The following is a 25,576-nucleotide window of genomic DNA, read 5'->3' as shown; positions in this document are numbered from 1 at the left end:
TCGTCGGGGTTTTTGCGCATGGGGTTGCCATGACGTGCGGTGGCGCGACGGGCACATGGGGGACACCACCAGAAGCACGGGGACCGCAGGAAGCACGGGAACCACGGAGGGAACGATGCCGCAGACCACCGACGGCGCCGACGGCACCAGCACCGGGCCGCTGATCACCCTCGACGGGGTCGAGAAGGTCTTCGACGTGCGCCGCCGGACGGGCTTCCTGCGCCGCGAGCGCAGCGAGGTGCGCGCGGTGGACACCCTGTCGTTCGACGTGGCCCGCGGCGAGGTCGTCGGCTACATCGGACCCAACGGCGCCGGGAAGTCCACCACCATCAAGATGCTGACCGGCATCCTCACCCCCAGCGCCGGCCGCATCCGGGTCGCGGGCATCGACCCGAGCCGGGAACGCACCCGGCTGGCCCGACGCATCGGGGTCGTCTTCGGGCAGCGCACCACCCTGTGGTGGGACCTCCCGCTGACCGACTCCTACCGCCTGGCCCACCGCATGTACCGGGTGCCCGACCGCCGCTACCGCGAGAACCTCGACCGTTGCGTGGAACTCCTCCGACTCGGCGACCTGTTGGACGTGCCGGTGCGGCAGCTCTCGTTGGGGCAGCGGATGCGCGGCGACATCGCGGCGGCGCTGCTGCACGACCCGGAGGTGCTGTACCTGGACGAGCCGACGATCGGACTGGACATCGTCTCCAAGGTCAGGGTCCGCGAGTTCCTGCGCGACCTCAACGCCGAGCGCGGCACCACGATCCTGCTCACCACGCACGACCTCACCGACATCGAGCAACTCTGCCGCCGGGTGATGGTCATCGACCACGGGCGCCTGATGTACGACGGCCCGCTCGCCGGCCTGCACGAGGCCGGCGAGAGCGAACGGACCCTCGTCGTGGACCTGGAACGCGCACTGCCGCCGATCGACGTGGGGACCGCCGCCCGCGTGGTCAGGGTCGAGGGCCCCCGCCAGTGGCTCGCCTTCCCCGCGGACGGCTCCGCGGCCCCGCTGGTCGCCCGCATCGCCGCCGAGTACCCGCTGGCCGACCTGTCGGTGCGGGAACCCGACATCGAGGCGGTCATCGCCCGGATGTACGCGGCGGGACGGTAGCGGGCGCGGCGCGTCACGGGACGTCACCGGGACGCGGACCGCCGCCGGGAGAGCGCGGTCCGCCAGGGCACCGCCGCTCCCACGCGCAGGATGGACCTCCGGTACACCCCGGCCGCCAACGCGGCCAGCCCCCCGGCGGCGGCGAGGAGCAGCACGGCCGCCACCAGGTTCGGCAGCCAGCCCGCCGCTCCCACGCTCACCTGCAACGGCATGATCAGCATGGAGAACGGCGGCACGTACCGCAGGACCTCCACCCAGCCGGCGCCCGGGTCCGAGACGGCGGCGATGGCGGTGCCGTAGGGCAGCAGGGTGGCCATCAGCACCGGCATCACCGTGGTCGACGTGTCCTCGATCCGGGACGCCAGGGAGCCGGCGGCGGCGAACAGGAAGGCGAAGAACCCGAAGCCGAGGACGAACCACACCACCGCGGCGAGCAGGGCCGTGGTCGCCGGGAACTCCCCGGGCAGGACGCCCCACAGCGCGTCCGCGCCCACCACCGCCACCCCGAACAGCAGGATCTGCACCAGGGCCGTCGCACCGATCCCGAGCACCTTGCCGGTCATCAGCCGCAGCGGGGTGACGGTGGCCAGCAGGACCTCGACCACCCGGGTCGACTTCTCCTCCACCACGCCCTGCGACACCATCAGGCCGTAGGCGAACAACTGGAAGAACAGGACCGTCACGACACCGACCGCCGCGCCCGGTGCGGTGTCCGGCGCGTCCCCGTCGACGCCCTCCACCACCGGCAGGGCCCGGCGGACCTCGTCGTCGAGCACCGCCACCTCGACCTGCCGGGCCTCCAGGGCCCGGGTGGTGGCCCACTGCCGCACCGTCGCCGCGACCGCGGCGCGCACCTGCTCGGACGTGTCCTGCCGCACCAGCAGCCGGGTGGTGCCGTCACGGACCAGGAGCGCCGCAGCCACCTCCTCGTCGGTCAGGAGTCCCCGGGCGTCGTCCTCGGTGGGCGCCGCCCGCCAGTCGATCGGGCCCTCCCCGCCACCGCCGGGGGCGAACGCGTCCACGGAGGTGCCGGTGAGCGCGACGGCGGGTGCGTCCTCGTCCGTCGAGGGCGCGTAGAAGAAGAGCAGTCCGACGATCACCGCGATGTTCACCAGGGTGCCGATGACGAAGGCCCGGTTCCGCACGCGGGCCCCGATCTCCCGCCGGGCCACCAGGAGCACCGCGTCCCTGCGGCAGGGCAGCCGGTCGCGAGGGGCGCTCACGCCGCCACCCGCCCGTCCGCGTCCGTCCCGCCGTCCGCCGGGGAGGGGACGCTCCGGGCGGAGACGTGGTGCCGGAAGAGTTCCGGCAGGCCCGCCCGGCGGCGGTGGAAGGCGCGCAGCCGACCCAGGGACAGGATCCGGTGCACCAGTCGGGCCTCGTCGAAGTCCGCGACCACGCCGAGGGCCGCCCCGGAGCCGTCCGGTCGGGCCGTCTCGACGCCCTCGACCTCCGCGATCCGGTCCACCCAGTCGTCCGGCGCCCCGTCCACCTCGACGTACAGCCGGTCCCCGGCGCCGGCGCCGAGCTCGGCGACGGTGCCGCAGGCCACCACGGCCCCGGCCGCGATGATGCCGACCCGGTCGCAGAGCCGTTCCACCAGGTCGAGTTGGTGGCTGGAGAACAGCACGGGCACGCCCTCGGCGGCCTTCTCGCGCAGCACCTCGCTCATGGTGTCCACGGCCAGCGGATCGAGGCCGGAGAAGGGCTCGTCCAGCAGCAGGAACGAGGGGCTGTGGACCAGGGAGGCGGCCAACTGGACCCGCTGCTGGTTGCCGAGGCTCAGCGTCTCGACCGCCTGGTCGCGGTGCCCGGCCACGTCCAGCCGCTCGGTCCACCGGAGCATGGAGTCCCGTGCCTCCCGCCGGGGCAGCCCGTGCAGCCGGGCCAGGTAGACGAGGTGGTCGGCCACCGTCATCTTCGGGTACAGCCCGCGTTCCTCGGGCATGTACCCGAAGCCGGCCCGGTCGCCCGCGGACACCGCCCGCCCCTGCCACCGCACCGTTCCGCCGTCCTGCTCCAGCACGCCGATGACGATCCGCATCGTGGTGGTCTTGCCCGCGCCGTTCCCGCCCACGAAGCCGAAGACCTCGCCGGGCCCCACCTCGAAGGACACCGAGTCGAGTGCCCGGTGGGTTCCGTACCGCTTGGACACGCCGTCCACTTCGAGCCCCCGAGTGCGCACCCGGACGCACCTCCCGTGATCGTCCGCCGGTCCGCGTACCGGACCCGCAGTTCGATCATCTTCGCGGAACGGCTTGTGCCGCAAGGGAGTTGAGGCTTCTCAGAGCCTCCCGCTGCGTGCCCGCCCCTCGGGCCGGCGGCACGGGAGCCGGGCTCCGCGACCAGCCGGCGTGCCGCCGATTCGCGCCCCGTGCCCATGAGATCCAGTGGTACCACGACGGGATGGCCGCTCCCGTCGTGGTGCCGGCGCCGCTGTCGTTCGACGAGCGGTAGGAGGTGGGGCGGCGGGGGTGGCGGACTCCTGCCGAGGAGGGCGTGCCCCGGGAGGGGCGTCAGAGCTCAGGAGCGAGAACCGTCAGACGGAGCAGAGCGGCGAAGGCCAGTCCGGCAGGGAATGCGTACCACCATCCGCGCAGCCACCCGGCTTTCACGAACGCCCAGGAGAGCAGAGCCGTCACGACCGAGAACGCCGCCCCGACGCCTGCTGCGAAGCCGGCGTTGCTGACTGCCAGGACGACAGCGCACACAGCGGTGCCCACCCGGTTCGGTGATCGAGGCGAACGGCTCCCACACGCGTCGATCATTGGACCCGTGCTCCCGCTCACCCGAGGGCCTCCTTCGCTTGGTCCACCCTTTGGTCGAAGCCCCTACCGTATGCCTGGGCGGCTTCGTCCTCGTAGTAGGGGCCGCCGTTGTAGCGAGCCGCGAGTTCCTGCATCTGGGCGCGCGTCATCTGCTCCGGCGGCACCTCGGCGAAGCCGCTCTCGGCCTTGAGCTGTGCCAGGTACTCGGAGGCGATGAAGATGTTCTTCGCCGGGTCCTTGATCGCGGACACCACCTGGTCACGCTGCATGTCGGTGACGTTCGACGCCACGTCGACATGCGCACGCGGAGCCCGGCACATCGTCGCGTTCTCTCCGTCCATCCGGCCTTCGTAGAGGAGTCCCGCGATCTCCATCAGTAGATGCGAACTCCCGTCGATCGAAGCGGAGTGCGCTGAGAATCCGTCACCGTTGGTGCCCGGAGCCCCTGGATGGCCACTGCCTGCCGGGGCCTGGTTCAACTGCGTTCGAGTGGCTTCCTGTCGGCGAGCGAGTGCGGCGGCAACTCGGCCCATTCCTCGGCGAATGACACCTTCGTCTCCCCTTGTCCGTCTGGAGCCTCAGCGAACAGGTGCAGCCGTGTGCGCCCTCAGTCCGGCACGGCTGCCTGATCGGCAGGGTACATCGCTCTCCCGCCGCCCCAGCGGGCGTTCCTCGTCCCGGTGTACCTGCCCGCTGCCATGCCGACCTCCCCCGGATCACCGCTGGTTTCGGAGTGTCCGTCGGCACCGCCTGGGCCCACGTCACCGTGACTGTCCGCTCGCCGAACGAACCTGGCCTGTTCGCGATGGTGGGCGAGCACGATCCGGAGTCCGTCCCCCTGGGCGAGACCCTCGCCGGCCGCACCCGCCGGACGGTTCGTGGACCTGCAGCGCAGGGGAGGCGGCGTGCGGCTCGGGACCGGGCACCGAGCCGGTCGGCGTTTGGGCGACCGACGGCGGCGGACCCGGCTTCACCAGCCTGTCGCTCACCACCACCAACGGCGAGCGACAACTGGTCCTCGCCGCCGACGTCTTCGATCTCGGCGCGGACCTGAGGAACGAGCTGCCCCTTCCCGCGGAGCGAGGGGCTGTGGAAGGCACAGACGGCAGCCCTGTGCGAATGAGCACGCGGTGCGGGACCCGTGGGGGAGGACGCGGCGGTCCGTCCGGACCGGGCGCTCCCCGAAACCGTCCCGGAATCCGGCAAACCACTCTTGCGGGTTGCGCTCGGGGAGGAGCGCCAGACTGTTCTCGGGCGATCGGCCACGGCATGGCTGGGAGGAGTGAGCCCCGTGCAACGGAAGGGAACCGTGGACGGGGGAGCGTGCGCGACGGGGACGGCGAGCATGCCGGGCAAACCCGGAGCAGGGGATTGGCGAGGAGCCGTCAGCGTCGCTTTTCATCCCTTTCCACCTGTGCTCTGATCCTCCATCAATCCCGGCTGTGCCGGGGTCCATGCCTGCGGTCCGGTCGTCCGGCCGCACCCCCAGCAGCGCCGAACAAGGGGAGAACAGTGACCACACCCCCGCCCACTCCGCTCCGGGTCGCCCTGATCAACGGCAGCTTCGAGGAGCCGGTCGTCAGCGGTGTCGAGATCCTGCCGGACTCCACCCAGCCTCGGACGCGCAGGGTGCCCGGCTGGACCACCACCGCGACCGACCACCAGATCGAGCTGTGGCGCTCCGGTTTCCAGGGCGTCCCGGCGGCCCACGGCTCGCAGTTCGCGGAGCTGAACGCCTACCAGGTGTCCACGCTCTACCAGGACCTGCCGACCACACCCGGGACCAAGCTCTACTGGAGGCTGTACCACCGGGGCCGGGCGGGCACGGACGTCATGGCGCTGGACATCGGCGCGCCCGGCGCCGCCGTCCAGCAACGGACCTTCAGCGACGGCAACACCGCGTGGGGCTACTACACCGGGACCTACACCGTCCCGACGGGCCAGACCCTGACCCGGTTCGCCTTCCGTTCGGTCTCCTCCGTCGGAGGCCCGTCGGTCGGGAACTTCCTGGACGGGGTCTTCTTCGGCACCGCCCCGATCGTGGTCCTCGACAAGACCGTCTCCCCGGCGGGCCCGGTGGACGCCGGCAGCGTCCTCACCTACCGCGTCAAGGCGGTGAACACCGGTGGGGACGCGGCCGAAGCCCTCGTCCTGACCGACGCCGTCCCGGCCGGCACGACCTACGTACCCGGCTCCCTGCGCATCGTCGACGGCCCCGGCGCGGGCGCGAAGACCGACCAGAGCGGCGACGACCAGGCGAACTTCGACGCCGCGGGCAACAAGGTGGTCTTCCGGCTCGGCACCGGCGCCTCCGCGGCGCAGGGCGGCGCACTGGCCAACACCGCCGCCCTGCCCGCGGGGAGCACCATCGAGTACCGGGTCACCGTGGACGCGGCGAGCAGCGGCCGACGGATCGTCAACACGGCCTCGGCCAGCTACGAGAACCGCCTCGGGCAGACCCCCGAACAGCTGTCCGCCACCTCCAACGAGGTCGCCGTCGAGGTCCTCCCGGCCGCCGACCTGACCGTGACCAAGGCGGCCGACGCGACCACGGTCACGGTGGGGCAGACCGTCACCTACCGGATCACCGCCCGCAACACCGGGCCGAACCCGGCGACCGGCGTCACCGTCGCCGACCCCCTCCCCGGCTCGCTCGTCTTCCTGTCCGCCGAGCCCTCCGCCGGGGCCTACGACCCCGCGAGCGGGCAGTGGACCGTCGGCGCCCTGGCCAGCGGCGCCACCGCCTCCCTGGTGCTGAGGGCCAAGGCCACCGCCCCCGGCCGGATCACCAACACCGCGACCGTGACCGGCAGCGAGAGGGACCCCGACCTCACCGACAACGCCGACAGTGTCACCGTGTGCGTCACCCGGGCGCCCTGCTGCTGCGACCCCTGCGCCCCCGGGGCGTGAGGAGGGCCGGATGACCGGCGGGGGTGGCGCGGGGCGGCCGGTGCCGCGTCACCCTCCGGTGGAGCGCCGGATCTCGCGGACCAGGCCCGCGATCAGGTTCGCCCGTTCCGCCATCGCGTCGACCAGCAGGTACTCGTGGTCGGCGTGGGCGCCGCCGCCGACCGCCCCCAGCCCGTCGAGGGTGGGCACGCCCAGGGCGCCGGTGAAGTTGCCGTCGCTGCCCCCGCCGACCGCCCTGCCGGTGATGCCAGGCAGCACCTTCCGCGCCAGCGCGAACAACCCCGCCGAGGCCGACTCCGGCATCGGGGGCCGGCCCACGGCCCCGCGCACCACGATCTCCGCGCCGGGCAGCCGGGGGGTCAGCGCCGCGAACGCCGACTCCACGCGCTCCCGCTCCGCGGCCGACCCGACCCGGACGTCGACCGACACCGTAGCCGCCGCCGGCACCACGTTGTCCGAGGTGCCGGCCGCGGCCACCGTCGGCGTCACCGTCGTCCCGAGTTCCGGGCGGCTCAGCGCGGCGATCTCCAGGACCTGGTGGGCCGCCTCCACCAGGGCGTTCACCCCGGCTTCGGGCTCCAGCCCCGCGTGCGAGGCCCGCCCCCGGACCAGCACCTCGAAGGTGCCGCACCCCTTGCGCCCCGTCTTCAGCCCTCCGTCCTCGGCCGCGCCCTCACAGACGAGGACGGCGCCGCAGGCCCGGGCCCGTTCCTCGATCAGGGCCCGGGAGGTACCCGAGCCGATCTCCTCGTCGGCGGTCACCAGGACCTCCACGCCCGACAGGTCCGCCAGCGAGGCCAGGCCGTGCACGGCCTGCACCAGGCCACCGAGCATGTCGAAGACCCCGGGGCCCGTCGCCCGTCCGTCCTTCACCCGGAACGGGCGGCGCCGCACCGTGCCGAGCGGGAAGACGGTGTCGTGGTGGCCGAGGACCAGGACCCGCGGGCGGCCGCCGCCCGACCAGTGCACATGGGGTCCCGCCTCGCCCGTCACCAGGACCGCCCGGCCGCCCAGCCGGTCCTCGACGAGCGCGGCCACCGCACGGGCCGACCGATCCAGGGCGCCCGGGTCGCGCGAGGGGGACTCGACCTCGACGAGGGTCCGCAGGTCCCGGAGCATCGCGTCGACCCGTACGGCGGCACTCTGATGCGTCGTCATCCGCCCGACGATAGGGGACGCACCGGCCCCGTCCGTCGGCTTCCGCCCGACATCAGGGCCCTGTCAGGGACGCCCGTCGTGGTCCGGACAGGGACGAACTCGTAGGCTGAACGCATGACGGACCCCGATCCCGCACCCGCCGACCCCGCACGGGAGCCCGGCTCCCCGAACACCCCCGTGCCCCGTGCCGAGGGGGTGAGCCCGGCGCGGTTGCGGGCCTCGGACGCGGACCGCGACCAGGTGGCCGAACGGCTGCGGGAGGCGGTGGCCGAGGGGCGGCTGGACCTGGAGGAGTTCGGGGAGCGGCTGGAGGCCGCGTACGAGGCCCGTACCTACGGCGAACTGGAACTGCTCACCCGGGACCTGCCGGCCGTCGCGGCGGCGCCGGTGTCGATGGTGAAGTCGTCGGCGCCCGGCGCGGGGCCGAACTGGCCGGCGCGGATCGGCGGCGAGCCCACCTCCACCTTCGGCGTCGCGATCATGAGCGGCTTCGACCGCAAGGGGCGCTGGACGGCCCCGCGCCGCTTCAACGCGCTGACCGTCATGGGCGGCGGGGTGATCGACCTCCGGGACGCCGACTTCGAGGACCGCGAGGTCGTCATCAACGTCATCGCCGTGATGGGCGGGGTCGACGTGATCGTGCCGCCCGGGGTCGAGGTGATCTCCCGGGGCGTCGGGATCATGGGCGGCTTCGACCACCCCGAGCCGGAGGAACACCCGGTGCCCGGCGCGCCCCGGGTGATCGTCACCGGCTTCGCCTTCTGGGGCGGGGTCGGGGTCCGCCGCAAGGTGACCCGGGCCGAGAAGGAACGGCTGAAGGCCGAGCGGCGCCGGGAGAAGCTGGAGCGGCGCCGGGGCCGGTCGGACCGGCGGGAGCTGCCCGGGGGCGGGGCCGGGGAGTGAGCCGGCCCCGCCCCCGACCCCACGGGGTCAGGGCCAGAGGCCGTGCGAGACCGTGTAGATCAGCAGCCCGGCCAGCGAACCGACCACGGTGCCGTTGATCCGGATGAACTGGAGGTCGCGCCCGATGTGCGCCTCGATCTTCTTCGAGGTGTGTTCGGCGTCCCAGCCGGCCACGGTCTCCGTGATCAGTGAGGTGATCTCGCCCCGGTAGGTGGTGACCACGTACTCCGCGGCGCCCTCGATCCAGCCGTCCACCTTGCCCTGGAGGGCGGTGTCGGCGGAGAGTCGGGCGCCCAGCGACAGCAGCGCCGTGCGCACCCGCAGCCGCAGTTCGCTCCGCTCGTCCTCGGCCGCGGCGACGATCATCGCCCGGACCGCGGACCAGGCGGAGGCGATGAGGTCCTGCACCTCGTCCCGGGCCAGGACCTCGCGCTTCAGCCGCTCCACCCGCTCCCGGGTGTCGGTGTCCGACTGGAGGTCGGAGGCGAAGTCGGAGAGGAAGCGGTCCACCGCGTGCCGTGCCGGGTGGTCGGGCATGTCCCGCATCTCGGTGACGAACCGCAGCAGCTCCTTGTAGACCCGCTCGCCGACCTTGCGGTCCACGAACCGGGGCGTCCACCCCGGGGCCCCGCCCTGCACGGCGTTCATCACCGAGTCGCCGTGCTCCACCAGCCAGTCGTGGGCGCGGGCGCACACCAGGTCCACCAGACGCCGGTGGCCGCCGTCCGCGACGACCCGGTCCAGGGTCTTGCCGATGCCGGGCGCGATCTCCTGGGCGTCGGCGCGCCGGGTGATCGCCTCGCCGACGACCGCCTGCACGTCGGAGTCCCGCAGCACGGTCAGCGCCCCGCGCAGGGCGGTGGCCAGCTCCGCGGTCACCCGGTCGGCGTGCTCCGGTCGGGCCAGCCAGGTGCCGAGCCGGCCGGCGATGCCGACCGACCGCAGCCGGGAGCGGACCACCTCCCGGGAGAGGAAGTTCTCGCCCACGAACTCCCCGAGCGAGGCCCCGAACTGGTCCTTCTTCGTCGGGATGATCGCCGTGTGGGGGATCGGCAGCCCGAGCGGGTGCCGGAACAGCGCGGTCACCGCGAACCAGTCCGCGAGCGCGCCCACCATGCCGGCCTCCGCCGCCGCGGCCACGTACCCCGTCCAGGCGCCCGCGCCGCTGTGCTGGGCCCACTTGGCCAGCACGTAGACCACCGCGACGAAGACCAGCAGCCCCGTCGCGGTGAGCTTCATCCGACGCACCCCGCGCTGGCGCTCGGCGTCGGCGGCGTTGAACGCGAACCCGCCCCGCCCCGTCGCGCCGTGCCCCGGGCCGGTCCCCCGGGGTGGGGGGCCGGCCCGTTCCGGGGGTTCGGGCTCCTGCGGCCCTTCGGCCCGTTCCATCCGCTCCATCCGTTCCCGTTCCGATCCTGTCCGTTCTCGTCCGCTTCGGTACGCGGGCCGGTCGGCCCGGGGGTCGACGGGTGGCCCGCCGGCCATTGTCACCGCATCCGTGCGGTCCGGCCGCGCGCCCGGGCCCGTCCTCCCTCCCCCTCAGGTACTCCCGAAACGCCGTACGAGTTCCCGCGACCACCGGAAAGCGGGGGTTTCTCCGGACTCCCGCCCCCGTGCCCGCCGGGTGACGCATGATGAGGTGATCAGACCGGAGCCCCGCCCGAGGAGCCTGCGCCGCATGACCGAGCGCCCCCCGTCCGCGACCGACCGGGCGCCCCGCCCGCGCCGCGGCGCCCTGTCGGCCGCCGCCCTGGGCCTGGTGCTGCTGGTCGGCACCGGCGTCTGGGTCGGTGCCTCGCCCGGGGCGGACGAGGCGCCCGCCGGCCCGCCGCGCGCCCTGGCGGGGCCCCGCACCACCACCGTGCCCGCCGAGCGGGGCACCGACGCGGACTCCGCGGCCCTCGGCCGCTGGGTCACCACCTGGGCCGCCGCACCCGTCGGCCCGGAACCCCGGGCCACCGCCCCGGACGGCGAGGTCACCGACCGCACGGTGCGCAACGTGGTGCACACCAGCGTCGGCGGCACCGGCGCCCGGGTCACCCTCTCGCACCGCTACGGCACCGCCCCGCTGCACCTCGCCCACGCCACGCTCGCCCTGGCGGCCGGCCCCGGCTCGCCCTCGGCGGTCCCGGGCACCGTCCGCCGGCTGACCTTCGCCGGCCGCACCGGGGTGCGCGTACCGCCCGGCGGACAGGTCGTGTCGGACCCGGTGGCGCTGCCGGTGCCCGCCGACACCGACCTGCTGATCACCACCTACGCGCCGACCTCGGGCGGCCCGGCGACCTACCACCCCCGGGCCCGCCAGACCTCCTACCTGGCCCGTGGCGACCACGCGGCGGCGGTCAGCGGAGCCGCGTACACCGAGCGCACCCCCGGCTGGCGCCAGGTGGTCGCCCTCGACGTCCGCGGCGGCGGCGCCCGGGGCACCCTGGTCGCCTTCGGCGACTCCCTCACCGACGGGGTGAGCGCCACGCCCGGCGCCAACCGCCGCTGGCCGGACGTGCTCGCCGACCGGCTCCGCACCCAGGGGGGAGCCCCCCGCTACGGCGTCGCCAACCTCGGCATCAGCGGCAACCGCCTGCTCACCGGCGGACCCGGCCGGCCCGCGGCCAACCCGAGCGGGCTGCGCCGCTTCCCCTCCGACGTCCTGGACCGCAGCGGGGTGCGGGTGGTCGTCATCGCCCTCGGCATCAACGACATCCTGCGCCCCCCGCACACCACCGACCCCACCCGGATCACCGAGGGGCTGCGCACCCTCACCCGGCACGCCCACGCCCACGGGCTGCGGGTGGTCGGCGCCACCCTGATGCCCTTCCACGGCCACCGCGGCCACCGGCCCGAGCTGGAGGAGGTCCGCCGGGCGGTGAACGCCGGGATCCGGGCCGGGGGCGTCTTCGACGCGGTCGCCGACTTCGACCGGGCCGTGCGCGACCCCTACCACCCCGAGGCCCTGCACCCGCACTACGACTCGGGGGACCACCTGCACCCCAACGACGCCGGCTACCACCGGATGGCCGAGGCCGTCGACCTCGGCGCCCTGCGCGCCGCGGCGCCCGCCCGGCTGTGAGCGGCGGCGTCACCGCACCCCGTGGCACTCCCCGTACGTCCGCTCCGACCCGCACCAACAGGGCTCCGTCACCGCCGGCGGCCAGGCCCGGGCCCGGCCCCGGGAAGCCAGCACCGTCGTGAACTGGGGGAGCAGGGCGGCGTCCGCGGGGTTCGCCCCCTCGGCGGCGGCGAACGCCTCGTACGCGGGCACCGTCCCCGTGACCACCCCGAGGTTCGCGGTGCCCGAGGCGGCCAGCTCGCGCAGCGCCCCCTCCACCGCGGCCAAGTGCTCGGGGTGGGAGGGGTACTCGGCGGCCAGCGCCGGGTGGCCGGCGAGGAGTTCGGCGAGTTCACCGGCCGGCCAGTGCAGCACCGCCACCGGGAACGGACGGGACAGCAGCTGCCGGTAGCCGCCGAGTTCGGCCCGCAGCCGGGAGATCTCCGCCGCCAACTCCGTCGGGTCGTCCGACCCCAGCGACCACACCCGCTTCGGGTCGTGCAGCTCGTCCAGCGGCACCGAGCCCTCGTGCAGCCGGTCCGCGAGCGCGTCCCACCCGTCGTGCGCCGCACCGAGCATCCGCCGCACCCGGTGCCGGCCGAACAGCACCGGACCCACCGCCCGGGGCGGCTCGCGGTCCGGGTCGGCCGCGACCCCCAGCGCCCCGAGCGCCTCGGTGAACGTCTCCAGCGCCGCCGACAGTTCGTCGTGCGCCTCCAGGGCCTCCGCCGCGACCACCCAGGGCTCCGGGGTGCGCGGGGCCGCCGCCCGCACCCCGTCGATGACCGCCCGGGCCTCCGCCTCGTGGCCGTACTCCCAGAGGTTCGCGGCCTTCAGGGCGCGCACCAGGGCGGGGTCCTCCAAGGACGCCGCCCCGTCCGCCAACAGCCGGTCGTACAGGGCACTGGCCCGGGCGCGTTCGCCGGCGAGTTCGAGGTGTGCGGCAGCCCGGGACAGCAGGTGCTCGGCGTCCTGCGGATACCGCTCGGCGGTCTGCTCCAGGCGGTCGGCTTCGGCGAGGTGGTCGGCAGCGGCTTCGGCAGGGGTGACGGGGCGCATGGCCCACACCGTACTGCGGCCCGCCGACAGCGCGCCGGCGTGACCGCCGCGCGCACGCTCGGGGCGACCGCTCCGTCTTCGGCCCGGGCTCCGCCTCTGCTATACCTGGAGGACGACGCTCGACCGAACACCGGTACGGTGTCGGCCCCGTGGCGGGCGCCGTCGGCGCCGCGCGCGGGAACCGGCTCGACGGGGGAGGGGAACGGACGTGCACGGGCGGGGCGAGACGGCACCACCGGCGTGCCGGTCACGGCTGCTGACCTCCGGCGGCGCACTGCGCCTGGCCTTCGTACTCGCCCTGGTCCCACTCCTGGTCCCGTCCCTCGCGGACACCGGCGGCCTGTTCGCCGCGGTGACGCTCGCCGCGACCGCCGCCACCCTCACCGCCTGCGCGGTCGGGCTGCTGCTGGCCGCCCGGCGGGTGCCCGCGGTGCCGCGCACCCGGATCCGCACCGCGCTGCGCGACCGGGAGCGACGCACCGCCTTCCTGCCCCAACGCGACCCCGACGCGGCGGGCCGCCCCCGCCCCCGGGCCCCCGGCCGTGCCCCGGTGACGGCTGCCTGACCCGGTCCGACCGCCCGCCGCGGCGGTCCGACCCCGTGCGCCCCGCGCACCCGGCGAACCGTCACCCCGCCTCCGGCGCGACCACCCCACCGGCCCCGGCCGTGCAGGGGCGGCGCCGGAGGACGCCGCACGCCGACGACCGCCCGGCCACGGGCCGGCGCGCGCCCCCCGCCCCGCACTCGCCGCACCCCGGTGCGCGCCCGCGTGCGTTGCTGCGGAGCCGCGCCCGGACCGGCCGACAGCCCTGGGGAAACCACCGTGTCCGTACCCGAACTCTTCGCCGACCTCGTCCACCACCTCGCCGACCGACTCGAACCGCTCGCCGGGGGCTGGGCCACCGCCGCCGCGATCGTGCTGTTCACCGCCCTGGTGCGGCTGCTGGTCCACCCGCTGTCCCGGGCGGCGGCCCGCGGCCAGCGCGCCCGGGCCGCCCTCGCCCCCCGGATCGCCGCCCTGCGCACCCGCCACCGCCGCGACCCCGACCGGCTGCGCCGCGCCCTGACCGAGCTGCACGCCGAGACGAAGGTGTCCCCGCTGGCCGGTTGTCTGCCGAGCCTGCTCCAGGCGCCGGCGTTCCTCCTGCTCTACCACGTGTTCTCCAGCTCCCGGATCGACGGCGAACCCAACGCCCTGCTCGGGCAGCAGCTCGGTGCCGCACCGCTCGGCGGACGCTGGACCGACGCACTGGCGCACGGCGGCCCGTTCGGCGCCGCGGGCACCGTCTACCTGGTGCTGTTCCTGGTGGTGGCCGTCGTGGCGACCCTCGGCTACCGGCTGACCAAGGCCCAGCTCGCCGCCAACCCCCTGCCGGCCACGGCTCCCGACGGCGGGACGCTGCCGGGCGCGGCGGCGATCACCCGGATGATGCCGATGGTGTCCTTCCTGACCCTGGCGACGGCCGCCCTCGTGCCCCTGGCCGCCGCCCTCTACGTGGTGACCAGCGCCGCCTGGACGGTGGCCGAACGGGCCCTGCTGTACCGGCTGCCGGCCGGCGCCCCGGCCGCGGGCCGCTGAGCCGGCGGCTCCGGCGGCGGGATCAGCGCACCGCTACCGGCGCGCCGTGCTCGGCGGACCGGACGGCCGCCTCCAGCACGTCGAGCGCGGCGGCGGCCTCCCCGGCCGGCACCGGGACGGGGGCGCCGTCGCGGATCGCCGCGCCGACCGCCGTGTAGAACGCCGGGTAGTCCCCGGGCACGCTCGGCTCGGGGCGCCCCCCGCCGGTCAGCGGCGACTCGCCGGACCCCACCCGTCCCCAGGCCGACTCGGGCTCCACGCCCCAGGGCGTCCCGGGCTCCGGCCGGGCCCCGTCCCGCAGCGCCGCCTCCTGCGGGTCGAGGCCGTAGGTGACGTAGCCGGCGCTGGAGCCGAGCACCCGGAACCGGGGACCGAGCTGGGCGGCGGTGGCGGAGACGTACAGGTGCGAGCGGACCCCGCCGGTGTGGGCGAGGGCGAGGAAGGTGTCGTCGTCGGCGCTCGCCCCGGGCCGGCGCACCTCGCGTTCCGCGTACACCGAGGCCACCGGACCGAACAGCACCAGCGCCTGGTCCACCAGATGGCTGCCCAGGTCGTACAGCAGGCCCCCGACCTCCGCAGGGTTCCCCGACTCGCGCCAGCCGCCCTTCAGTTGCGGGCGCCAGCGCTCGAAACGGGACTCGAACCGCCACACCTCGCCCAGTTCCCCGCCGGCGAGCAGCCGTCGCAGGGTGAGGAAGTCGCTGTCCCAGCGGCGGTTCTGGAACACCGACAGCACCAGCCCGCGGGCTTCGGCGAGGGCGCCCAACTCCCGTGCCTCCCGGGCGGTGGGCGCGATCGGCTTGTCCACGACGACCGGCAGGCCCGCGGTCAGGGCGGTGGTGGCCAGGGCGGTGTGCGTCCGGTTCGGCGAGGCCACCACCACCAGGTCCAGGTCGTCGGCCCGCGCCCACAGCGCGTCGACGGAGTCCACCGCGCGCACGCCGGGGTGCGCGGCCAGGGCCCGCGCCCGGCGCTCGGGGTTCGCCGTGACCACCGTGTCCAGGACGAGGCCCGGGTCGGCAGCGATCAGCGGGGCATGGAAGACGGAGCCCGCGACTCCGTAGCCGATGAGGCCGACCCGCAGGGGCGAGCGGCCGGTGGCGTCTGAGGTCATGGCGCCACTCAACCAACGCCCGTACCGGGGTGCAACAAGGATCACGGGCCCGGAGACCACGGGGAATGACGTGGTCTCCGGGCCCCGGCGGCGTCGGGCCCCGTACGGGGGTCGGCGCCCGACGCCTGCTCGGGGGCGGGCGCTACGCGTCCCGCACGGAACCCCTGCGCACCGTGCCGGTCACCGGCGGCTCGTCCGGGTGGCGGTGCGGGAACACCCGGAGCCGCAGGGCCGTCCCCGAGCCGACCCGGCGGGGGCGTGCGCGGGGCCCGGTACCGCGGCGGCTCCGGCGCGCGGGGCACGGTGGACCCCCCTCGACATCGGGCGCCCTTCGCGGGGCCTGTGCCCCGGAGGACGGTCGACGCGTCGGGCCGGTTGCCTCCGGCGTCCCACCGGTTCTCCGGCCGCCCGGAAGCCCCCGGAACCACCCGAACGGTACGGATCCGGCCCGGTGTTCAGGCGACAGCAGGACGCTGAACGGGTGGGGGAGCGGGGCCGGCCGTTCGCCCCGGACGCCGTGCTGGAAGCCTTCCGACGCCACGATCCGGGAGGCCGCGCCATGACCCCGCCCCAGCCGCCCCAGCCGCCCCATCCGTCCCGCCCCGGCCGTCGCCCACGGCCCGGGGTACCGCTCCTCGCCGTGACCGCCCTCCTCGTGGCCCTCTCCGCACCCTGGGCCCTCGCACCCGCCCCGGCGGGGGCGCACGCCCCCCGGGCCGACGCGGGCCCCCCGCTGCCGCTGCCGGCCGGGTTCCCCTCCGCCACCGCCCGGCCCGAGACGTTCCCGCTGACGGCCCGCCTCCACGTGCCCACCGGCCACCGCGCGGGCGGGCCGGCCACCGACTGGACCCTCGTCGTCACCAACCGCACCGGCACCGCCCTGCGCTCCGTGCACCCCGTCGTCGTCCTCACCGACACCCGGCGCGCCCTGCGCCCCGCCCACCTACGGCTGGAACTCCACGACGGGCACCGCTGGTGGCCGACCCGCACCGAAGCCACCGCACACGACGAGAACGTGGTCGTGCCCGACGACGACTACCCCGGCCTCACCGTCGACGCCCACGCCGCGCTCACCGTCCGCGCCCGGCTCGCCCTCACCGCCGACGCCCCCCGCGACACCGTCACCGCCGGCGTGGTCCTGGTCCGCCGGGACGGCGACGACGGCACCTGGGTCGGCGAAGCACCCCCGTACGCCTTCCGGGTGGGCGCCCCGGACGCCCCGCCCGGGACCCCCGCACCCACCGATCGCACCACCCCCGCCCCGTCCCCGCCGCAGGACACCGGCCCGCCCGCCGGGCGCGACCCCGCGGCGCCGGACCGGGCCGGCTCCGCCACCGCACCCGCCCCCGTCGACGGCACCCGACCGGCCCCGCACGAACTGGCGACGACCGGGCAACGGGCCTCCGCCCTGGTCGCCGCCGCGGCGGCGCTGCTGCTCACCGGGGTCGCCCTCTACCTGACGGTCCGGCACCGCCATCCGCCCCGGTCGTGACGCCCGCCGCCCTCACGCCGACCGCCCCGCGGGCGCACCGCCGCCGACGCCGTCCGCGTCGGTGTCCTCGTGCGCACCCGGGGCGTCCTGCGGTGCCGCCGCACCGGTGACCGGCACCCGCCGCAGCCGCCGACCCGCCCACACCGCGGTGCCCACCACCACCGCCCCGGCCGCCGCCGCGGTCACGTTCAACCCGGAAGTCAGCGCCTGGTGCGAGGCCGTCAACAGCGGCCCGGCCAGTTCCGGCGCCTGCTCCGCGGCCACCTCCCGGGCCCCCGCCACCGTCTCCCGCACCGCCTCCGCCGCCGGCGCCGGCAACTCCGCCGGCAACCGGTCCGCCACCGCGGCCCCGTACACCGCCGTTCCCACGCTGCCCAGCAGCGCCACCCCGAGCGCCACCCCCAACTCCCCGCTGCTCTCCGACAGGGCCGAGGCGGCGCCCGCCCGGCGCGGCGGCGCGGTGCCGATCACCAGGTCGGTGCAGACGGTGATCATCGGGCTGAGGCCCAGCGCCACCCAGAGGTAGCCGACCACCAGCAGGGCCAGGTCGTCCGGCCCGGTCACCGCCAGCACCCCGAAGCCGAGGCCCGCCAGGGCCAGCCCGACCGCGACGACCGTCGCCGGCCGCCACCGCCGCACCAGCACCGGCGCCAGCAGCGAACCCACCACCGTCCCCAGCGAGGCCGGCACCATCCACGCCCCCGCGAGCAACGGCGAGAGCCCCAGCACCTCCTGGAGGTACAGCGCGATGAACACCTGGGTGCCGCCCATCGCGAACAGCCCCAGCAGGTACGTGCCCAGCGAGGTGTTGATGATCCGGTCCCGCAACAGCCCCAGGTCGAGCAGGGGTTCCGGCAGGGAGAGCTGCCGGCGCACGAACCAGACGCCCAGCGCCAGCCCCGCCAGTCCCGCCGCCGCGGCCGTCCAGGCGGGGCCGTGCGCGGCGGTCTCCTTGACCGCGTAGACGATGCCCAGCATGCCGGCGACCGACAGCACCGCCGAGAGCGGATCGACCCGCCCGCCCTCGGGATCGCGGTACTCCGGCAGCAGCAGCGGGCCGAGCACCAGCAGCAGCACCATCACCGGAACGCCCAGCAGGAACACCGAACCCCACCAGAAGTGCTCCAACAGCAGTCCGCCGAGCAGCGGCCCCACCGTGGTGCCCACCGAGAAGCTCATCATCACCACCGCGACCGCGACCCCGCGCTGCGCCGGGTCCGGGAACATCACCCGGACGAGGGAGAGCGTCGAGGGCATCAGGGTCGCCCCCGCGAGCCCCAGCAGGGCCCGCGCGCCGATCAGCATCTGCGCGGAGTCCGCGTACGCGGCGAGCACCGAAGCCCCCGCGAACAGCACGGCACCGGCCAGCAACAGTCTCCGCCGCCCGTACCGGTCGCCCGCCGCACCCATCGGGACCAGGGCGCCGGCGATCAGGAAGCCGTACACGTCCATGATCCACAACAGCTCGGTGGAGGAGGGGTCGAGGTCGGCGCTCAGCTGCGGAACCGCCAGGTACAGGACCGTGACGTCCATCGAGATCAGGAGCGTGGGCAGGGCCAGGACGGCGAGCCCGACCCACTCCCGCCGCCCGGCTCGCGCGGGCGTCTGGCTGGTCGTCACGGTGGTGCCTCCGTTGCGGATGGTGCGGTCGGTACGGTGCCGGGCACGGGCCGCGGCCAGACACTTGTACCCGCTCGGCACCGGACGACGGGCCCCTGCGCCCCGTCCTCGACGAGGTTGACCGACGGACGCCCCGTCACCGGCGCCGGGCGGCCGGAATCCTTCGGGCACCTGCGGCGTTGGAGTGGGTAGGAGCAGGAACGACGAGGCGATGGCCACCGAATCCCCGGTGGTCGTCGCCGTCGCGGACGACCCGGGAGGGACACAGGATGGCCAAGCTGCTGACCAAGATCATGCTGTTCGTGCGGAGCCCGCAGGGGCAGCGCGCCGTCGCCGAGGTGCGTCGGGCCGCCGCCGACCCGCGGCGCCGGGCCCAGGCCCAGCAGGTCCTCGGCAAGCTGCGGGGCCGCCGCTGACCTCCCGGCCCCGTTCCGTGCCTCCGGCGGGGGGTCGGTATCCGGCCACGGTGACTACGCTGGTCGGCGTCGGCACAGCGTCGTTCCGGCGCCCACCAGCACCGCAGTCACGTACATCCCAGGAGACCGGCACATGGCAGAGCGCAAGCCCATCGAATCGTGGCTCACCGACATGGACGGGGTCCTGATCCATGAGGGCGTGCCGATCCCCGGCGCGGACGCGTTCGTCAAGAAGCTGAGGGAGTCCGACCGGCCCTTCCTCGTCCTGACGAACAACTCCATCTACACCGCCCGCGACCTGCACGCGCGGCTCGCCCGCATGGGCCTCGACGTGCCCGTCGAGAACATCTGGACCTCGGCCCTCGCCACCGCCCAGTTCCTGAAGGACCAGCGGCCCGGCGGCACCGCGTACGTCATCGGCGAAGCCGGACTCACCACCGCGCTGCACGACATCGGCTACGTGCTCACCGACCACGACCCCGACTACGTGGTGCTCGGCGAGACCCGCACCTACTCCTTCGAGGCGATGACCAAGGCCGTCCGGCTGATCAACGGCGGCGCCCGGTTCATCTGCACCAACCCCGACGAGACCGGCCCCTCCACCGAGGGCCCGCTGCCCGCCACCGGATCGGTGGCGGCGCTCATCACCAAGGCCACCGGCAAGGACCCGTACTTCGCGGGCAAGCCGAACCCGCTGATGATGCGGACCGGGCTGAACGCGATCGGCGCCCACTCCGAGACCAGCGCCATGATCGGCGACCGGATGGACACCGACGTCCTCGCCGGACTGGAGGCCGGCATGGAGACCTTCCTGGTGCTCACCGGACTCACCACCCGGGAACAGATCGAGAAGTTCCCCTTCCGCCCGTCCCGGGTCGTCGACTCCATCGCGGACCTGGTCGACCTCGTCTGACACCGGCCGAACACCGCCCCCGGGCCGTCAGTAGGGTGGGTCGGGTCGTCCGACGACCCGACCGAGGAAGGCCCCGATGGCACGAACTCCCCTGTCCTGGTTAGCGGAACGCCACGCACTCGGGCCGCGGAGCGTCCGGACGGCCGCCACCGCCTCGGTGCTGGCGGCCGTCGGGATCATCGTGACCGGCGGCGTCGTCCGGGTCACCGGCTCCGGCCTCGGCTGCTCCGACTGGCCGATGTGCACCGAGGACACCCTCGCGCCGACCGCCGAGATGGGCGTGCACGGCGTGATCGAGTTCACCAACCGGCTGCTGACCGGCGTGCTCTGCGCGGTGGTCGGCTGGGTGATCGTCGCGGCCCGGCTCCAGCGCACCCCGGTGCCCCGGGTGCTCCGGGGCGGCTGGGCACAGTTCTGGGTCGTGGTGCTGAACGCCCTGGTCGGCGGGGTCACCGTCTGGCTGGAGCTCAGCCCGTACATCGTCGCGGCGCACTTCCTGGCCGCGATGCTGCTGCTCACCGCGGCCGTGATCACCCGGGAGGCGACCCTGGAGGGGACGACGGACGGAGCCCCCGCCCGGCCCGCGCCGTCCGGGCGCGCCCGGAGCCTGGCCACCGCCCTGACCTCCCTCACCGCGGTGATGGTGGTGGCCGGCACGGTCACCACCGGCACCGGCCCGCACGCCGGCGACTCCTCCGACGTGCCCCGCATCCCCCTGGACTGGACGGGGGTCACCGTGGTCCACGGGGTGCTCGCGGCCCTGGTGCTGGCCCTGGCGGCGGCGCTCTTCGCGGAGCTGTCCGGCCAGGGCACCGGGGGCGTCGCCCGCCGCCGCACGACGATCCTCCTGGCGGTGCTGCTGGCCCAGGGACTGGTCGGCCTGGTGCAGTCGCTGGCCGGGCTGCCCGAGCCGGTCGTGATCCTGCACCTGTTCGGCGCCGCCCTGGTCTGGGTGGGGGTCCTCCGGGTGCAGCTCGCCGTCCGCCCGCCCGGCCCGTCCGCCCCGGCACCGGCCGGGGAGCCCGCGCCGCACCCGGTGTCCGACCGGGCAGGGCCGCCCGGCCGCACCGCGCCCACCGGACCGCGGTGATTGTGTCGCCTGAACGGAGGAGCAGGGGCGAGGTCACGAGGCGGGCGGCCGATCGACCCGTGAACCTGGAGGCACCAGGAGGTTCACGATGCGTACTCGCCCGCTCGCACAGCGCACCGCGACAGTGGCCGTCGCCCTCGCGACCCTGTCCCTGACCGCCGCCGGTGCCGCCGCCGGCGCCACCCCCGCCCCGGCCCCCGCCCTGGAGGTCCACCCCGCGACGGCGCCGCCCGGCACCGAGGTGGACCTGACCGTCACCGGCTGCCCGGCCGGCACCGCCCGCGCCCTGTCGGACGCGTTCGTCGCCCCCGCCGACCTCGCCCCCGCACCCCGGGGCACCGGACTGTTCGCCGAGGCCCGGCTGCGCTCCGGCGCCGCCCCGGGCCCGTACGCGGTGACCGTGAGCTGTGCCGGCCGTGCGCACGCGCTGCCCGAGGCCGTCCGGGTCGGGGAGCCCGGCGACCGTCCGGCGGCCACGCCGACCGCCCCGGTCAGCGCGGGCGGCGGCGGGGCCCAGGGCCCCGGGGCGGCAGGTCCGGAGGCGACCGGCCCCGGGCTGCGGCAGGTCGTCGTCGGACTCCTCCTCACCTGCGCCGCCGGACTGGTCGTGGTGCTGCGGGCCCGCCGCCCGGACGGTGACCGGAGCCCCTCGTGAGCGCCCCGGCCCGGCTCGCCACCGGCACCGCCTGGGCGGTGCTGCTCTCCGGGGCCTGGCTGTGGGGGCGGGAGATCACCGCGGTGCCCGGACCCGGCGCCCCGGTGCGGGGCGACGTGGCCGCGGTGGGCCGCCCGGTCGACCGGGAACCGCCCGCGCCGCACCGCCCGTTGGCGCCGGCCCGCCCCGAACGGGTGGACGTGCCGCTGGCCGGCGTGCGGGCCCCGGTGGTGGCCCGCGGGCTGGACCGGGTGGGCGCGGTGGCCGCCCCGCCGCTGGCGCAGCCGGGCACCGTCGCCTGGTACGGGTCCGGGACCGCGCCCGGGGCGGCCGGGGCGGCGCTGCTGGTGGGGCACGCGGACGGACGCACCGGCCCCGCCGTCTTCCACCGGCTGCGCACCCTGGTCCCCGGCGACCTGGTCCGGGTGTTCCGGGCGGACGGCACGGTCGCCGCCTTCACCGTGGAGGACGTGCGCACCGTGGACCGCGGGGCCTTCGACCCGGCCCGGGCGTACGGGCCGCACCGGCCGGGCCGCGCCGAACTGCGCTTGCTCACCTGCGCCGGCACCTTCGACCGGGGGAGCGGCACGTACAGCGCCAACGTGGTGGTCTCCGCGTACCTGACGGGGGTGACCGGCCCGGCGGGCGCCCGCCGCTGACCGCGGGGCGGGGGGTGTGCCCCACGGGCCTTCGGGTCGCGTATGTCAGGATTGGACCTCGGACCGCGCACCAAGGGGGAGCGGATGTACGGCAGGTTCAGGGCGTCGGTGGCTGCCGTGGGAGCGGTGCTGGTGATGGCGGGGTGTTCCTCGTCCGGGGAGGATTCCGACGGGACGTCGTCGAAGCCGGTGAGCCAGCAGCCCAAGGACAAGGACCCGTACTGGGTCAACCCCGACGGCAAGGCCGCCGACCAGGTCGCCGCCTACGAGCGCGAGGGCAAGGACGAGGAGGCGGAGTTGATCCGCCGCATCGCCGAACAGCCCACGGCCAACTGGGTCGGCCCCGAGGACCCCGAGGCCGAGGTCCGCGACATCACCCGGGCCGCGCAGGAGGCCGACCGGGACGCGCTGCTGGTCCTCTACAACATCCCGCACCGCGACTGCGGCCAGTACTCCGGCGGCGGCGCGGCCGACGCGGACGCCTACCGCAGCTGGATCGACGCCGTGGTCAAGGGCATCGGCGACCGGCCCACCACGGTCGTCCTGGAACCGGACGCGGTCCTGCACCTGGTGGACGGTTGCACCCCGCAGCAGTTCCACGAGGAGCGCTACCAACTGCTGTGGGGCGCGGTCGAGAAGCTCAAGTCCGCCGAGGGCACCAAGGTGTACGTCGACGCGGGCAACGCGGGCTGGGGCAAGCCCGAGCAGATCTTCGAGCCGCTGAAGCGGGCCGGGGTGCAGATCGCCGACGGCTTCTCCGTCAACGTCTCCAACTTCTACTCCACCGCGGACAGCGTCCGTTACGGCAAGGAGCTGTCGGCGAAGGTCGGCGGCAAGCCGTTCGTCGTCGACACCAGCCGCAACGGCAACGGCCCGCACGCCGAGGGCGACCCGTCCGAACGCTGGTGCAATCCGCCGGGCCGCGCGCTCGGCGAGGTCCCCACCACCGTCACCGGTGACCCGCAGGTCCACGCCTTCCTGTGGATCAAGCGCCCCGGCGAGTCGGACGGCGAGTGCAAGGGCGGCCCCAAGGCGGGCGACTGGTGGCCCGAGTACGCGCTGGGCCTGGCGCGGGCCGCCAAGGGGTAGGGCCTCTCGGGCCGGCGCGGCACCGCGCCGGCCCCGCGGCGCGCCCTACGGCACCCGCACCCACTGCGCCTTGCTGGGGGTGCCGCGGTCGTCGGTGACGAACAGCATGTACCAGCCGGACGGGACCAGGTTGCGGCTCTTCGGCACGGTGACCGTGACGCTGCCCTCGCCCTTCTCCATCTCCAGTGCGACGGACTTCTGGTCGATGTCGGTGACGTGGGTGGAGGCGCTGGGCCGGATCAGCCGGGCCGTCTTCAGCGGGGCGCTGTCGCGGGTGGTGAAGGTGGCGGAGCCACCGCGGCGGACGGTCTGCGGGCCGCCGCTGAGGGAGGGGCGCTCGTCGCGGAACAGGTAGGGCGGGGTGTAGATCTCGACGCGCTGTTCGAAGGTGCCGGGCTTGGTGTTGGCCTTGTCGGCGTAGAGCGGGTCGGAGCCGAAGAACATCACCCGCCCGTCGGGCAGCAGCACGGAACCGGAGTGGTAGTTGCGGCCCACCAGCGGGTCGGCGACCCGCTCCATGGTGTCGTCCTTCGCGTCGAACAACCGGGCCTGGAGGATGTCCGAGGAGCCGCGGCCCCGGTAGTCCGCCGAGCCGCCGGAGATCAGGACCGTGTCGTCGGGCAGGATCGACGCCTGCGGGTAGCGGGTGCCCTCGGAGAGCTCGGGGCCGTCCTCGAAGCGCGGCGTATCGGCGAGCAGGTCCACGATCCGGGTCTTCCTGCTGGCCTGGCGGGATTCGCCGACCCCGCCGCCGCCGACGACCATGAACCGCTCGTCCTGGGCGGGCGGCAGCTGCACGGTCTGCGAGGTCTCCATCAGCTTCGGGTCGCTCAACCCGGGCACCTTGGTGAACTCGTTGGACTCCAGGTCCCAGATCCCGGGGTCGCGGCCCTTGTCGGCGGGGCCGTAGCCGGCGTTCGACCCGGAGTAGAACAGCTTGCCGTTCTGCATCAACGAGACGGCCGGGTAGGTGGGGAACTGACGGACGCCCTCGGTGTACGTCCAGTCCTGGTCCTTCGGGTCGTACACCTCGTTCTTGCCGGGCACCAGCTGTCCGATCTCGTCGAGCCCGGACAGGCTGAGCACCTTGCCGTCGCTGAGGGTGGTCAGCGTCGGGTACCAGCGGGCCTCGTTCATCGGATCGACGGGGATGTACTTCTCGGCCACCGGGTCGAACTCGAAGGCGTCCTTGATGCCCTGGAAGTCCTTCTTGTCGAGGGCGAGCTTCTCGGCCATGCCGTAGGTGTTGCGGGCGTCGTCGCCCTTCAGGCCCTCGATCCGGTAGTTGTCCTGGGTGCCCGTCTCGTACTTCGCACCGCTCTTCGCGGCCTCGACGTAGATCCGGCCCAGCCCGGGGTCGTTGCGCAGGAACCGACCGGTCTCCTTGTCGAAGACCTTCTTCGCCCGCTCCACGACGACCGGGTCCTTGGAGACGAACGCCTTGCCGTTGGTCTTCCCGACGAACCGGGTGCCCGCCGGGATCGTGATCGGCTTGTCCGGGTTCTCGTTGTGGACGACCATCAGCCCGCCGGCCTTGGTGACGTCCCCCTCCAGCTTCTCGTACCGCTTGGTGCCGCCCGCGATCAGCAGGTTGCCGTTGCCGAGTTGGGTGTGGCCGGCGCAGAACAGGTCGGTCGGCGTCTCCACCCGCTTGACCTCGTTGGTCTCCGGGTCCCAGAGCCGGGTGTCGAACCGCTGGGCGTCGAAGTTCTCCTGGTTGTTGCCCGACCCGGCGACCATCAGCACCTTGCCGGTGTGCAACAGCGCCGCGTGGATGGTGTTCTGGCGGAACTCGTCGGGGAAGTCGACGATCTTCCACTGCCCGTTGGCCGCCTTGTACTCCGGCTTGTTGATCTTGTAGTCGTGGTAGGTCTCGGTCCCGAACCGGTAGAGCGCCGGACCGTTCATCGCGGTCAGGGCGACCACGACCGCCGCGCCTATCGCGATGCGGCGGGCACGGCGTCGGCTGGAACGGTCTTTCACGGCTACACCCC

At 74.8% G+C, this 25,576-nt stretch carries 22 protein-coding genes; 13 read left to right on the top strand and 9 right to left on the bottom strand.

All coding sequences use genetic code 11. The features are described 5' to 3' along the window. The first annotated feature begins 115 nt into the window (after window positions 1-115). Window positions 116-1,111, top strand: a complete 996-nt coding sequence (locus ACSMX9_RS08750) for an ABC transporter ATP-binding protein (RefSeq protein WP_445401368.1) — start codon at window positions 116-118, stop codon at window positions 1,109-1,111. A gap of 23 nt (window positions 1,112-1,134) precedes the next feature. On the opposite strand, the gene ACSMX9_RS08745 is transcribed toward ACSMX9_RS08750, so the two are convergent. The 3 genes from ACSMX9_RS08745 to ACSMX9_RS08735 all read right to left on the bottom strand — a co-directional run bounded on the left by ACSMX9_RS08745 (window position 1,135) and on the right by ACSMX9_RS08735 (window position 4,220). After that, window positions 1,135-2,334: an ABC transporter permease gene (locus ACSMX9_RS08745; RefSeq protein WP_445401366.1), complete on the bottom strand. Its 1,200-nt coding sequence runs from the start codon at window positions 2,332-2,334 to the stop codon at window positions 1,135-1,137. Then, on the bottom strand, window positions 2,331-3,296 hold the full coding sequence (locus ACSMX9_RS08740) for an ABC transporter ATP-binding protein (RefSeq protein ID WP_445401364.1): 966 nt from the start codon (window positions 3,294-3,296) through the stop codon (window positions 2,331-2,333). The genes ACSMX9_RS08745 and ACSMX9_RS08740 overlap by 4 nt, the downstream gene beginning before the upstream one ends. A gap of 600 nt (window positions 3,297-3,896) precedes the next feature. After that, complete coding sequence (locus tag ACSMX9_RS08735) at window positions 3,897-4,220, bottom strand: hypothetical protein (RefSeq protein ID WP_445401362.1); 324 nt, start codon at window positions 4,218-4,220, stop codon at window positions 3,897-3,899. Between the two features lie 1,171 nt (window positions 4,221-5,391). On the opposite strand from ACSMX9_RS08735, the gene ACSMX9_RS08730 reads away from it, so the two are divergent. After that, a complete protein-coding gene (locus ACSMX9_RS08730; RefSeq protein WP_445401361.1) occupies window positions 5,392-6,789 on the top strand; it encodes a DUF7507 domain-containing protein in 1,398 nt (465 codons plus the stop codon). A gap of 48 nt (window positions 6,790-6,837) precedes the next feature. On the opposite strand, the gene ACSMX9_RS08725 is transcribed toward ACSMX9_RS08730, so the two are convergent. Further along, complete coding sequence (locus ACSMX9_RS08725; protein WP_445401359.1) at window positions 6,838-7,947, bottom strand: M20 family metallopeptidase; 1,110 nt, start codon at window positions 7,945-7,947, stop codon at window positions 6,838-6,840. A gap of 114 nt (window positions 7,948-8,061) precedes the next feature. On the opposite strand from ACSMX9_RS08725, the gene ACSMX9_RS08720 reads away from it, so the two are divergent. Beyond that, window positions 8,062-8,850 (top strand): DUF1707 SHOCT-like domain-containing protein, encoded by a 789-nt coding sequence (locus ACSMX9_RS08720; RefSeq protein ID WP_445401357.1) that lies wholly within the window; start codon window positions 8,062-8,064, stop codon window positions 8,848-8,850. Window positions 8,851-8,877: 27 nt separating this feature from the next. Here ACSMX9_RS08720 and ACSMX9_RS08715 read toward each other — a convergent pair whose 3' ends face one another. Further along, entirely contained in the window at window positions 8,878-10,239 is a 1,362-nt protein-coding gene (locus tag ACSMX9_RS08715) for a DUF445 domain-containing protein (RefSeq protein ID WP_445401355.1), read from the bottom strand. Window positions 10,240-10,528: 289 nt separating this feature from the next. Between ACSMX9_RS08715 and ACSMX9_RS08710 the strand changes: the two genes are divergently transcribed. Continuing rightward, on the top strand, window positions 10,529-11,917 hold the full coding sequence (locus ACSMX9_RS08710) for a GDSL-type esterase/lipase family protein (RefSeq protein ID WP_445401353.1): 1,389 nt from the start codon (window positions 10,529-10,531) through the stop codon (window positions 11,915-11,917). Between the two features lie 9 nt (window positions 11,918-11,926). On the opposite strand, the gene ACSMX9_RS08705 is transcribed toward ACSMX9_RS08710, so the two are convergent. Then, complete coding sequence (locus tag ACSMX9_RS08705; RefSeq protein WP_445401351.1) at window positions 11,927-12,955, bottom strand: SEC-C metal-binding domain-containing protein; 1,029 nt, start codon at window positions 12,953-12,955, stop codon at window positions 11,927-11,929. Window positions 12,956-13,208: 253 nt separating this feature from the next. Here ACSMX9_RS08705 and ACSMX9_RS08700 point away from each other — a divergent pair, with 253 nt between their 5' ends. Then, window positions 13,209-13,520, top strand: a complete 312-nt coding sequence (locus ACSMX9_RS08700) for a DUF6412 domain-containing protein (protein ID WP_445402936.1) — start codon at window positions 13,209-13,211, stop codon at window positions 13,518-13,520. Window positions 13,521-13,778: 258 nt separating this feature from the next. Then, window positions 13,779-14,534, top strand: coding sequence for a membrane protein insertase YidC (yidC, locus tag ACSMX9_RS08695; protein ID WP_445401349.1), 756 nt, complete (start codon window positions 13,779-13,781; stop codon window positions 14,532-14,534). Window positions 14,535-14,556: 22 nt separating this feature from the next. Here the strand turns inward: yidC and ACSMX9_RS08690 are convergent, their stop codons facing one another. Continuing rightward, a complete protein-coding gene (locus ACSMX9_RS08690; protein WP_445401347.1) occupies window positions 14,557-15,648 on the bottom strand; it encodes a Gfo/Idh/MocA family oxidoreductase in 1,092 nt (363 codons plus the stop codon). Between the two features lie 559 nt (window positions 15,649-16,207). On the opposite strand from ACSMX9_RS08690, the gene ACSMX9_RS08685 reads away from it, so the two are divergent. Further along, on the top strand, window positions 16,208-17,140 hold the full coding sequence (locus tag ACSMX9_RS08685; protein WP_445401345.1) for a hypothetical protein: 933 nt from the start codon (window positions 16,208-16,210) through the stop codon (window positions 17,138-17,140). 12 nt (window positions 17,141-17,152) lie between these two features. Here the strand turns inward: ACSMX9_RS08685 and ACSMX9_RS08680 are convergent, their stop codons facing one another. Further along, window positions 17,153-18,760 (bottom strand): MFS transporter, encoded by a 1,608-nt coding sequence (locus ACSMX9_RS08680; protein WP_445401343.1) that lies wholly within the window; start codon window positions 18,758-18,760, stop codon window positions 17,153-17,155. Between the two features lie 269 nt (window positions 18,761-19,029). On the opposite strand from ACSMX9_RS08680, the gene ACSMX9_RS08675 reads away from it, so the two are divergent. From ACSMX9_RS08675 to ACSMX9_RS08650, 6 genes are all read left to right on the top strand, one after another. After that, a complete protein-coding gene (locus ACSMX9_RS08675) occupies window positions 19,030-19,176 on the top strand; it encodes a hypothetical protein (protein ID WP_351244639.1) in 147 nt (48 codons plus the stop codon). A gap of 133 nt (window positions 19,177-19,309) precedes the next feature. Beyond that, entirely contained in the window at window positions 19,310-20,089 is a 780-nt protein-coding gene (locus ACSMX9_RS08670) for an HAD-IIA family hydrolase (RefSeq protein ID WP_351244638.1), read from the top strand. A 76-nt stretch (window positions 20,090-20,165) separates the two neighbouring features. Next, window positions 20,166-21,179, top strand: coding sequence for a COX15/CtaA family protein (locus ACSMX9_RS08665; RefSeq protein ID WP_445401341.1), 1,014 nt, complete (start codon window positions 20,166-20,168; stop codon window positions 21,177-21,179). 88 nt (window positions 21,180-21,267) lie between these two features. Then, entirely contained in the window at window positions 21,268-21,834 is a 567-nt protein-coding gene (locus tag ACSMX9_RS08660; RefSeq protein ID WP_445401339.1) for a hypothetical protein, read from the top strand. Continuing rightward, the gene (locus tag ACSMX9_RS08655) at window positions 21,831-22,493 is read left to right on the top strand and encodes a class F sortase (protein ID WP_445401337.1); all 663 of its coding nucleotides are present in this window, start codon (window positions 21,831-21,833) and stop codon (window positions 22,491-22,493) included. Before ACSMX9_RS08660 ends, ACSMX9_RS08655 begins: the two co-directional genes overlap by 4 nt. A 42-nt stretch (window positions 22,494-22,535) precedes the next feature. Next, window positions 22,536-23,582 (top strand): glycoside hydrolase family 6 protein, encoded by a 1,047-nt coding sequence (locus ACSMX9_RS08650; RefSeq protein ID WP_445401335.1) that lies wholly within the window; start codon window positions 22,536-22,538, stop codon window positions 23,580-23,582. A gap of 45 nt (window positions 23,583-23,627) precedes the next feature. Here ACSMX9_RS08650 and ACSMX9_RS08645 read toward each other — a convergent pair whose 3' ends face one another. Then, window positions 23,628-25,565 (bottom strand): galactose oxidase-like domain-containing protein, encoded by a 1,938-nt coding sequence (locus ACSMX9_RS08645; protein ID WP_445401333.1) that lies wholly within the window; start codon window positions 25,563-25,565, stop codon window positions 23,628-23,630. Between the last annotated feature and the right edge of the window lie 11 nt (window positions 25,566-25,576).

The organism is Streptomyces sp. LE64 (genome assembly GCF_052606915.1).
Note: the sequence above shows the minus strand (reverse complement) of the source record. Positions and strands in the feature narration are given on the sequence as shown.